We start from the raw sequence: 9037 nt of genomic DNA, 5'->3' as shown, positions 1-9037 counted from the left end.
CTTCCGAAAACCCACCGTAGTAATACGGCAGGGCGTTGGATGCTTAGCCTACCGCTCAAAGCGGTACACGATGTTGTCAAGGGCGGCATCAAGGTGAAGAAGTCCATTGAGCTGGTGGCGGAAATATCCGAAATCTACGTGCGAAACTATCAGAACATGCTGGCAGACCCGAACTACACGCCGGATGAACTCACCGCCATTTCAGCCGGGTACGCAAAGCTGCTCTCCGAAAGTGCGGACGTGTTGCAGGACTTGAAGAATGTAGTGAACGTGACGGGCATGTCGCTGACGGATGCCGAAAGGCTGGCGGTAATCAACAACGCCTATAAAAGCCTGCTCAACTACCGCAACCTCGTGAACTACTACACCCGAAAGAACATATCCGTGTCCTACCTGCGGGCGAAGAAGAAGAACGACACCGACCGGGTGCTGGCTCTCTACGGCTCGGCGGATGAACGCTACTGGTAACATATAAATCGGTATGCCTATGTTATTAGCAGCGGTGGATTTTGACAACCTGCACCAAGTGTTGCGGGTGCTGTACGATGAAATGATGCCCTTGTGCAGCAACATGACGGGGGTAGCCAAAGGGATAGCCGGGCTGGGAGCTTTGTTCTATGTAGCCGCCAAAGTGTGGCAGTCGCTCGCACATGCCGAACCCATAGACGTGTACCCGCTCCTGCGTCCCTTTGCACTGGGGCTGTGCATCATGTTTTTTCCAACTTTCGTGCTGGGGACTATCAACACGGTATTGTCGCCAGTGGTGAAAGGGTGCAACCAGCTTATGGAAACGCAGACTTTCGACATGAACGAGTACCGGGCGCAGAAAGACCGACTGGAATATGAAGCCCTGATGCGAAGCCCCGAAACGGCTTACCTCGCATCGGACGAGGAATTTGACCGACAACTGGAAGAACTGGGCTGGTCACCCTCCGACATGGTGACTATGACGGGCATGTACATGGACAGGACGGCTTATAATATAAAGAAGTCCGTCCGGGACTGGTTCAGGGAGTTATTGGAAATGCTCTTTCAGGCGGCGGGGCTGATTATAGACACGCTGCGCACGTTCTTCCTAATCGTGTTAAGCATACTGGGTCCGCTGGCGTTTGCGATTTCCGTCTATGACGGTTTCCAAAGCACGCTGACCCGGTGGATTTCACGCTATATCTCCATTTACCTGTGGCTACCCGTGTCGGACTTGTTCAGCAGCGTGCTGGCACGCATACAAACCCTGATGCTCCAAAAAGACATCGGGCAGCTTTCAGACCCGGATTTCATCCCGGACGGGAGCAGCACCGTGTATATAATCTTTATGATTATCGGCATCGTGGGCTACTTCACCATTCCAACGGTGGCAAGCTGGATAGTGTCGGCTGGCGGTACGTCTGCCTATAACCGCAACGTGGCACGGGCTGGTTCAATCGCCGGGGCTGCGGTCGGTGCGGCAAGCGGGAAAGTAACCGGGAAACTACTCAAATAACCAACATCAATATTTAGTATATGGAATTTAAGTCATTAACGAACATCGAAACGAGTTTCCGGCAAATCCGGCTCTTTGCGCTGGTATTCATCTGCCTGTGCGCACTGGTGACGGGCTTCGCCGTGTGGAACTCGTACAGCTTCGCCGAAAAGCAACGGCAGAAGATATACGTCCTCGACAACGGCAAAAGCCTGATGCTGGCACTCTCGCAGGACATGGCACAGAACAGACCCGTGGAAGCCAAGTCGCACGTGCGGCGTTTCCACGAACTTTTCTTCACCTTATCACCCGAAAAGGGGGCTATCGAAAGCAACATCAAACGCTCGTTGTTTCTCGCCGACAAGACCGCTTTCAACTATTACAAGGACTTGGCGGAAAAGGGCTACTACAACCGGGTGATTTCCGGAAACGTCACGCAGACGGTGGAGATTGACAGCGTGAAGTGCGACTTCGACCAGTACCCCTACAAGGTGAACACCTATGCCCGCCAGTTGATTGTCCGGGAAAGCAGCCTGACGGTGCGAAGCCTTGTCACCTCGTGCCGCCTGCTTAACGCCACACGGAGCGACAACAACCCGCACGGCTTCATCATCGAAGCGTTCACCATTACCGAGAACAAGGATTTGCAAACCGTTAAGAGATAGCCTTATGGAAAGAAAACGAAACTACATCGGAAAGGTGCGGGACTGGGCGGACGACCGACTGCGCCGAATGTGCGGACGGATTACGCCGGGCAAAAGGCTGGCGGTTATCCTCGTGATGTTCTTCTTTTTCGGCGGCTTGTCTATCTACATCACCGTTTCATCAATCTACAATATCGGGAAACGGGACGGGCAAAGGCTGCAAATAGAACACATCAGACAACTGCCGTTGCACGGCAATGACACAACCAAAAGTATCAACCCGTTAAACAGACCGCAATATGGAAGAAGTACAGAAGAATGAGAACGGCACGACCGTACCGCAGGCGGACGGGAAGCCGAAAAAGGAAGATAAACCCAAACGGGAACTTACCCCGCAGCAGGTGCAGCAGCGCAGGAAAATGATAGTCTTCCCGCTGATGTTCCTTGCCTTTGCAGGGTGCATGTACCTGATATTCGCACCCTCCGGCAAAGAGGACGTGAATGTGGAAAGCGTGGGCGGCTTCAATGCCGACATACCCCTGCCCGCAGAGGACGGGATTATAGCCGACAAGCAAAAGGCTTACGAGCAGGCAATGATGAGCCGCAAACAGCAGGACAAGATACAGTCCTTGCAGGACTTCGGTTTCACGCTGGACGATGATACGGAAGAACCACAAGAGGAAATCAACCTGATGCCGGAAGAAGATCCGAAGCCACAAAGGGGCGGCGGTGCTTCTTCACGGGCGGCTTACCGGGACATCAACCGCCAGTTAAGCACGTTCTACGAAACGCCCCCTGTGGACGAGGAAAAAGAGGAATTGAAACGGCAGGTGGCGGAACTGACCGACCGACTGAAACAGCAGCAGAACGCCACGCCTACGGCTGACGACCAAATGGCACTCTTGGAAAAGTCCTACGAGCTGGCGGCAAAGTACATGAACGGGCAGGACGGACAAAGGGGACAGATTGCCCAAATACCGACAGCCGGGCAGAACGGCGGCGGTATCGGCACTCCGGCTATTCCGGTGCAGGCTATCCGGGAAACGACCGTTTCGAGATTGCAGCAGCCCATGAGCGATGCCGACTTCATCCGGGCTTACAGCCAGCCACGAAACTACGGCTTCAACACGGCGGTAGGCACGGGGTACGCTATGGGAAAGAACACGGTAGCCGCCTGCATACACCAAGACCAAACGCTGGTGGACGGGCAGGCGGTGAAACTCCGGTTGCTCGAACCCATGCAGGCGGGAAACATAGTCGTGCCGAAGAATACCCTTGTGGCGGGAACGGCAAAGGTGCAGGGCGAACGGCTCGACATACTGGTGTCCTCGATTGAGTACGCTGGCAACATCATCCCGGTGGAACTCGCCGTGTTCGACACGGACGGGCAAAAGGGGCTTTCCGTACCGTCCTCTATGGAGCAGGAAGCGTTCAACGAAGCTATGGCGAATATCGGAAGCGGGCTGGGTACAAGCATTTCCTTTGCCCAAAGTGCCGGGCAGCAGGTGGCTATGGACGTGACAAGGGGATTGCTGCAAGGAACGTCCGGCTACCTCGCCAAGAAGTTCCGAACCGTGAAAGTGAAGCTGAAAGCAGGCTATAAAGTCATGCTGTATGCCAAACAACAATAACCATTTTATCAACCGTTAAAATTTCAATTAGCAATGAAACAGATTTTTGGATTGTTCGCCCTCTTGCTGGGCGTGTGTGCGGCAAACGCACAAACCGCTGACACCGTGAAGTATGCGGCTGGCAACGACTTGTACCGGGGGATTACCCGGAAACTCCCGTACCGCCAAATGGTTACGCCCTACGGCGTGGAAGTGACCTTTGCCAAGACGGTGCATATCATCTTCCCCGCCGCCGTCCGCTATGTCGATTTGGGAAGCAACCACATCATAGCGGGCAAGGCGGACGGTGCGGAGAACGTAATCAGGGTGAAAGCCACGACAGAGGGCTTTCCGGGAGAAACGAACTTCTCCGTTATCTGCGAGGACGGCAGTTTCTTTTCGTTCAACGCCAAGTACGCCCGTGAACCGGAAATGCTCAATATCGAAATGAAAGACTTCTTGGAAAATGAAGATACGTCCGATTTCTCGCATACACGCATGAACATCTATTTCCGGGAATTAGGTAATGAAAGCCCGCTGCTGGTGAAGCTGATAATGCAGAGCATCTACAAGAACAATGACCGGAAAGTGCGCCATTTGGGTAGCAAGCGTTTCGGCATACAGTTCTTAATCAAGGGGATTTACACCTATAACGGGATGCTCTACGTACACACGCAGACAAAGAACAGTTCCAACGTGCCTTTCGATACCGACTTCATCAAGTTTAAGATAGTCGATAAGAAAGTACCCAAGCGCACGGCTATTCAGGAAACGGTGCTGGATGCGGTACGCAGCTACAACGAGGTGATAGAGATTGCCGGGAAAACGACCGTGCGCACGGTGTACGCCCTGCCGAAGTTCACCATTCCTGACGACAAGCTGCTGGTCGTGGAACTCTACGAGAAGAACGGCGGGCGGCATCAGGTTATCCGGGTGGAGAACGCCGACATCGTGAACGCAGAAGTGATTAACGAACTAAAAATCAAGTAGGGAATGAAGAAACATATCTTTATAATGATACTCTTTGCGCTGTGCCTGACCTCGTTTCAGGCACACGCACAAAGATACCTGCCGGGCATGAAAGGCTTGCAGGTCACGGCGGGCATGACGGACGGGGTGCATTGGAACGCTGGCAGTGATTTTGCCTACCACATCGGGGCAGCGTACAGCGTTTACACCAAGAACGCAAACCGCTGGGTGATTGGCGGCGAATACCTGCACAAGAAGTATGACTACAAGGATATGAGAATACCAGTCGAACAGTTCACCGCAGAGGGCGGCTATTACCTGAAATTCCTATCGGACAGGCGAAAGACCTTTTTCCTTTCATTGGGCTTGTCGGCTCTCGCCGGGTACGAAACAAGCAACCGAAGCGAAAAGCTCTTGCCGGACGGCTCTACATTGCTGGATAAGGACTGCTTCATCTACGGCGGTGCGCTGACGCTGGAACTGGAAGCCTACCTGACTGACCAGGTGGCTCTGCTACTGAACGCAAGGGAACGGGCGTTGTTCGGCTCGGACATCGGGAAGTTCCACACGCAAGTATCTTTGGGACTGAAATTCATTATCAACTGACCGCTATATAATAATGTATATGAAGAATGTAATGTATAAAATCATCATGGGCTGCTGCATCGTGGCCGCCCTTGTACTTGTCACTGCCTGTAATGACAACTTGGATATTCAGCAGGCGTACCCGTTCGGCATCGAAACGTTGCCAGTACCCAAAAGGCTGAAAGTCGGGGAAACCGCCGAGATACGCTGCCGACTGGTGCGTGAGGGTTACTACCAGCCGACTACCTATCAGATAAGGTATTTCCAGCCGGACGGCAAAGGGAAGCTGGAAATGGATAACGGCACGGTGTTCCTGCCCAATGACCTTTACCCGCTGGAGAAAGATACGTTCAGGCTCTATTATACCTCGGCATCGACCGACCAGCAGACGATTGACATTTATATCATCGACAGCTTCGGGCAGATGCAGCAACTTTCGCTATCGTTCAATAATGACAACAGCAAGGAAGAAACGGAAACGATAACCCCTAAACAATAAAATGACATGGTAAAAATAGAATTGGATATAAAAGGTATCTCGTGGTATATAGAAACCACGTTGGAAACGGATATAGTTCCGGCGGTAGGTGACATCATCATTGTGGATAAGGGCTGCATTTCCGAACGTGACAGTGCTGAATTGTGGAAAATACCGTCCAATCAGGTTTTCAAATGGGCGGACGAAGAAGATGATGCGCCCGTAATGGTATGGTTCGATTGCGACACGGAAATGCTTGTCACTAAGCGGACATGGAAATATGACATCGAGGAAGAAGAAACCGTGTGCATACTTGGTGTAAAATTCTTCCAACATGAAGATTTATAGATTTTATTTCCTTATCGGTTGCATATATACGTGAAAAGCAACGATAGACAGGGGACACCAAATAGGGAATGATACGCAATGCGTATGTTATGGCAGTCCACCCGCTGATAGTTCGGCGGGTGGACTTTTCATGTTAGGGAACAGGGCGGGTTTCTTTGCCACTTTATTTTCCGGCACTCACGAAAGAAAGTGGCGGCGGCAAACAGCCGCCGTTCTCTATCAACTGGTTTTAAGGCTCTTTATGGACGTGTATCTCTCTAACCACACCTTTACCTGCTCCATGTTATATTCGCCCGTGATGATTGCCGTATGGTCGTCTATGGCTACAAACCGGACACTTTCATAGCTGTTTACCCAGCCTTGCAGGGAACAGACACCCCACGTTGCAACATCTTCAAAAACACTGCGGTCTATCCGGCTGATTGGCTCGCCGAAAACTACCGTCATTATCTGAAAGTCCGGTTTATCCTCCAACAGTTGCAAATGGTGCAGCGTGCCGAACTCGTCTATTTTGCGCCCCCACGCCCACACATCATTATACAAATCATCGCCCCACTGGTGCGGGTGGTCGAAACGGACTTTTACCTCTATGGTGTGTTCGTTTTCTTCTGTGTCCTCGATAACGCCCGTTACCATTAAGCCCGTAAAAATGCACTCGCAACGCCTGCCGATAAGCTCCTTGTTTACTTCTGTCGTTTTCATGTCCCTAAAATTTACTTATTTATTACTCCGTTCTTTTTTCGCTATCCACCCGTCACGCCTGCGGCGGCACTCGTCCAGCGTTTTGGCTACCGTGCTGAAAAGTTCCATATCGGTATGGCGGTAGTCATATTGATAATAAATCTGTCCCCTGAAAGCCCCTAAACGGCATTTCACGAACTTTTCTTCTCCCGGTGCTTGGGTGATGCTCACCCCGTTTTTGTTAAGTGACTGCATGATGTCTTATTTTTTTAGGGTTATAAACTTGGTCGTTTTTAGTGGGCAGGGCTTTGATACCCCGCCCGGATTGGTTGTTATGCCGCACGGAACACAAAGCCGTCATCAAACCAGTAATCGCACATAAAAAGGTCACGGGCGAACTTTTCATAATCGAAATAGGTCTTTGCGAACTCCGGCAGGTCGTAACATTCCTCTACAATTTCATAGGCGAAATCTTCTTCATCGTCATATTCCCCTTGATATTCATCCCGGAAATCACGTACAAGGTCGTCCGCATCTTCCTCGCCCAAATCATGGCTTTTATAGTTGCACCACACGAAAAAGGCTTCCTGCTCGGTGTCGCTCAAATCCTCCACCGCATCACGCAGGGCGAAGAAGTTTTCAGAAATCCAGCTTTCAGAAATCAGGGCTTCCGGGATATTCTCGTAATCCTGAAACATATATTCCGCATCTTCCTCGTCCTTGTGAAGTTCCCGGCAGGCTTCGTAAAATTCTTCCTTGTCCGAATAGTCCGAAAGGTCGAGCCATGCGCCGGACAATGAACCGTTGTTGTACTTGGCGTAAGTGCCTACATAAACTTTTGCTTCCGATAATACCTTTGCTTCCATATTGCTGTAATTTTTAAGTTTTTAATTTTATGCGGATTTGAGAGGTGAGGGAGTTGAAGTTTCACTGAACTTTTTTCCTGTTTCCCGTAAATCCGACTTTTTTTTTATGCGTCTTCCGGTCGGGTCGGTCGTTTTCGTTTCACATAGGCGTAAAAGGGTAGTGTTTAGAGTTTGCAAGGTTTTGGGCAAAAAATACCTCGCAAGGCAGGGAAGATTTTTTCGCCAAACCGGAACGGCTCGACCTTGCAAAATCGTGAAGAACACGTAACTACCTTTGCCTATTGAAATGATTAAAACGACTCTCCCGGCTGGGGGACTGCGTAAGAGGAAGATTTACAGATAGGGAAACAGGGGAAAAGTGCCTGTTCTCTTTCATCTTTTAGGGAACACTCCATGCGGGCGGGAAAGGCAAGGGTGTTGTGAGCTTGCTTGCAATACGCTTGTGCGGGTTTCCAACGGCTCTTTTCACGGAATACGGTCAGCCATGCCACGCACGGTTGGCGTTTCGGGGAATGTGCCAGTTGGAAAAGGATATAAAAAAATGCGGGTAGTCGGTAGACTGCCCGCAAGGTGGAAGAATGTACTTCATTGGTATATAGTTTGTTAGGCGGAATTTCGTTACCGAAATCGTTACCTATTCGTTTTTGTCACGGTTATAGGTAACGAAACCTACCGGACAGCGTTCTTTCTGTTGTTTCGACTGGCTTAGAAGCTGGGTAAGGGCTTGGTACAGTTCGTTGAACTGCGCATCGGTGCTTACCTCCAGTTCCTCGATGCGCCTTGACAGTTCCTCGTAACCGATTGCCATTTGGCGCATGAGGACAAAAGCCCGCATGATTGAAATGTTTACTTCTATGGCTACTTTGGAGCGGAGAACCGAAGAAAGCATGGCTACGCCCTGCTCGGTGAAAGCCATAGGCATAGCAACGCCGAAGTTGTAATCAGGGGGTATCACATTTTGTGATACCCCTATGGATAACAGCAAGTTAGCTTCCTCTTGGGTGAGTACAAACATAAAATCACCCGGAAAACGCTCGATATTGCGCTTGACCGCCTGCTTCAAGGCTCGTGTTTCCACTTGGTAGAGTTCTGCCAAATGATAATCGAGCATCACCCGGCAACCTCTGACCTCAAAAATCTTGTTTTGGATAATCTGCAAGTCCATAATCGTATATTTTAGGAGATTTAGCAATGTTGGAATAATAGTAAGGACTGGTCACAAATTGTGACCAGTTCCCAATAATCAAGATTACATGGCGACTTCCTTGTAAATCTTCTCGATGCCGATAAACTTCTTGTCAAGCCCCTGCATATCGCTGCCTATCTTGCTGTTGGTGATGCGTAGGCTCGGCAAACAACGCCTTTCCGCTTTACAGCGGTAGGTTTTCGCTTAC

The 9037-nt window shown here is 50.6% G+C and carries 13 protein-coding genes and 1 pseudogene; 9 read left to right on the top strand and 5 right to left on the bottom strand.

Annotated elements, in window-relative coordinates:
- The 9 genes from DW947_RS20855 to DW947_RS20815 all read left to right on the top strand — a co-directional run.
- Positions 1–468, top strand: a 468-nt coding sequence (locus tag DW947_RS20855) for a conjugal transfer protein TraI (RefSeq protein ID WP_119958620.1), incomplete at its 5' end; no start/stop codon positions are given.
- 19 nt (positions 469–487) lie between these two features.
- Positions 488–1483 (top strand): conjugative transposon protein TraJ, encoded by a 996-nt coding sequence (gene traJ / locus DW947_RS20850; RefSeq protein WP_118107964.1) that lies wholly within the window; start codon positions 488–490, stop codon positions 1481–1483.
- 20 nt (positions 1484–1503) lie between these two features.
- The gene (gene traK, locus DW947_RS20845) at positions 1504–2127 is read left to right on the top strand and encodes a conjugative transposon protein TraK (RefSeq protein WP_118107962.1); all 624 of its coding nucleotides are present in this window, start codon (positions 1504–1506) and stop codon (positions 2125–2127) included.
- Between the two features lie 4 nt (positions 2128–2131).
- Positions 2132–2428: a TraL conjugative transposon family protein gene (locus tag DW947_RS20840; protein ID WP_118107960.1), complete on the top strand. Its 297-nt coding sequence runs from the start codon at positions 2132–2134 to the stop codon at positions 2426–2428.
- On the top strand, positions 2406–3737 hold the full coding sequence (traM, locus tag DW947_RS20835; protein ID WP_118107959.1) for a conjugative transposon protein TraM: 1332 nt from the start codon (positions 2406–2408) through the stop codon (positions 3735–3737). The genes DW947_RS20840 and traM overlap by 23 nt, the downstream gene beginning before the upstream one ends.
- Positions 3738–3770: 33 nt before the next feature.
- Positions 3771–4706, top strand: coding sequence for a conjugative transposon protein TraN (gene traN / locus DW947_RS20830; protein ID WP_118441461.1), 936 nt, complete (start codon positions 3771–3773; stop codon positions 4704–4706).
- 3 nt (positions 4707–4709) lie between these two features.
- Positions 4710–5291, top strand: coding sequence for a conjugal transfer protein TraO (locus tag DW947_RS20825; protein ID WP_118107955.1), 582 nt, complete (start codon positions 4710–4712; stop codon positions 5289–5291).
- Positions 5292–5304: 13 nt separating this feature from the next.
- Positions 5305–5769 carry a DUF3872 domain-containing protein gene (locus tag DW947_RS20820; protein ID WP_118107953.1) on the top strand — a complete coding sequence of 155 codons (465 nt, stop codon included), beginning with the start codon at positions 5305–5307 and terminating at the stop codon, positions 5767–5769.
- 6 nt (positions 5770–5775) lie between these two features.
- Entirely contained in the window at positions 5776–6096 is a 321-nt protein-coding gene (locus DW947_RS20815) for a hypothetical protein (RefSeq protein WP_118107952.1), read from the top strand.
- Positions 6097–6315: 219 nt separating this feature from the next.
- On the opposite strand, the gene DW947_RS20810 is transcribed toward DW947_RS20815, so the two are convergent.
- From DW947_RS20810 to DW947_RS21760, 5 genes and pseudogenes are all read right to left on the bottom strand, one after another.
- Positions 6316–6798, bottom strand: coding sequence for a DUF6956 domain-containing protein (locus DW947_RS20810; protein ID WP_118107950.1), 483 nt, complete (start codon positions 6796–6798; stop codon positions 6316–6318).
- Between the two features lie 15 nt (positions 6799–6813).
- Positions 6814–7032 carry a DUF3873 domain-containing protein gene (locus DW947_RS20805; protein WP_118107948.1) on the bottom strand — a complete coding sequence of 73 codons (219 nt, stop codon included), beginning with the start codon at positions 7030–7032 and terminating at the stop codon, positions 6814–6816.
- Between the two features lie 77 nt (positions 7033–7109).
- Positions 7110–7643, bottom strand: a complete 534-nt coding sequence (locus DW947_RS20800) for an antirestriction protein ArdA (protein WP_118107946.1) — start codon at positions 7641–7643, stop codon at positions 7110–7112.
- 634 nt (positions 7644–8277) lie between these two features.
- The gene (locus DW947_RS20785) at positions 8278–8808 is read right to left on the bottom strand and encodes an ORF6N domain-containing protein (protein WP_118107942.1); all 531 of its coding nucleotides are present in this window, start codon (positions 8806–8808) and stop codon (positions 8278–8280) included.
- Positions 8809–8892: 84 nt separating this feature from the next.
- A pseudogene (locus DW947_RS21760) lies at positions 8893–8985 on the bottom strand (recombinase); the annotation flags it as partial.
- Positions 8986–9037 lie beyond the last annotated feature (52 nt).

The sequence above is a fragment of the Bacteroides sp. AM44-19 genome (genome assembly GCF_003603395.1).
Taxonomy (GTDB): Bacteria; Bacteroidota; Bacteroidia; order Bacteroidales; family Bacteroidaceae; genus Bacteroides; species Bacteroides uniformis.
Note: the sequence above shows the minus strand (reverse complement) of the source record. Positions and strands in the feature narration are given on the sequence as shown.

Excerpts from the sequence above, each read along its gene's own strand:
- DW947_RS20840 (WP_118107960.1), top strand. The coding sequence starts at position 2,132 with ATGGAAAGAAAACGAAACTACATCGGAAAGGTGCGGGACTGGGCGGAC.
- DW947_RS20785 (WP_118107942.1), bottom strand. The coding sequence starts at position 8,808 with ATGGACTTGCAGATTATCCAAAACAAGATTTTTGAGGTCAGAGGTTGC.
- traJ (WP_118107964.1), top strand. The coding sequence starts at position 488 with ATGTTATTAGCAGCGGTGGATTTTGACAACCTGCACCAAGTGTTGCGG.
- DW947_RS20825 (WP_118107955.1), top strand. The coding sequence starts at position 4,710 with ATGAAGAAACATATCTTTATAATGATACTCTTTGCGCTGTGCCTGACC.
- DW947_RS20810 (WP_118107950.1), bottom strand. The coding sequence starts at position 6,798 with ATGAAAACGACAGAAGTAAACAAGGAGCTTATCGGCAGGCGTTGCGAG.
- traN (WP_118441461.1), top strand. The coding sequence starts at position 3,771 with ATGAAACAGATTTTTGGATTGTTCGCCCTCTTGCTGGGCGTGTGTGCG.
- DW947_RS20820 (WP_118107953.1), top strand. The coding sequence starts at position 5,305 with ATGTATATGAAGAATGTAATGTATAAAATCATCATGGGCTGCTGCATC.
- DW947_RS20805 (WP_118107948.1), bottom strand. The coding sequence starts at position 7,032 with ATGCAGTCACTTAACAAAAACGGGGTGAGCATCACCCAAGCACCGGGA.
- DW947_RS20800 (WP_118107946.1), bottom strand. The coding sequence starts at position 7,643 with ATGGAAGCAAAGGTATTATCGGAAGCAAAAGTTTATGTAGGCACTTAC.
- traM (WP_118107959.1), top strand. The coding sequence starts at position 2,406 with ATGGAAGAAGTACAGAAGAATGAGAACGGCACGACCGTACCGCAGGCG.
- DW947_RS20815 (WP_118107952.1), top strand. The coding sequence starts at position 5,776 with ATGGTAAAAATAGAATTGGATATAAAAGGTATCTCGTGGTATATAGAA.
- traK (WP_118107962.1), top strand. The coding sequence starts at position 1,504 with ATGGAATTTAAGTCATTAACGAACATCGAAACGAGTTTCCGGCAAATC.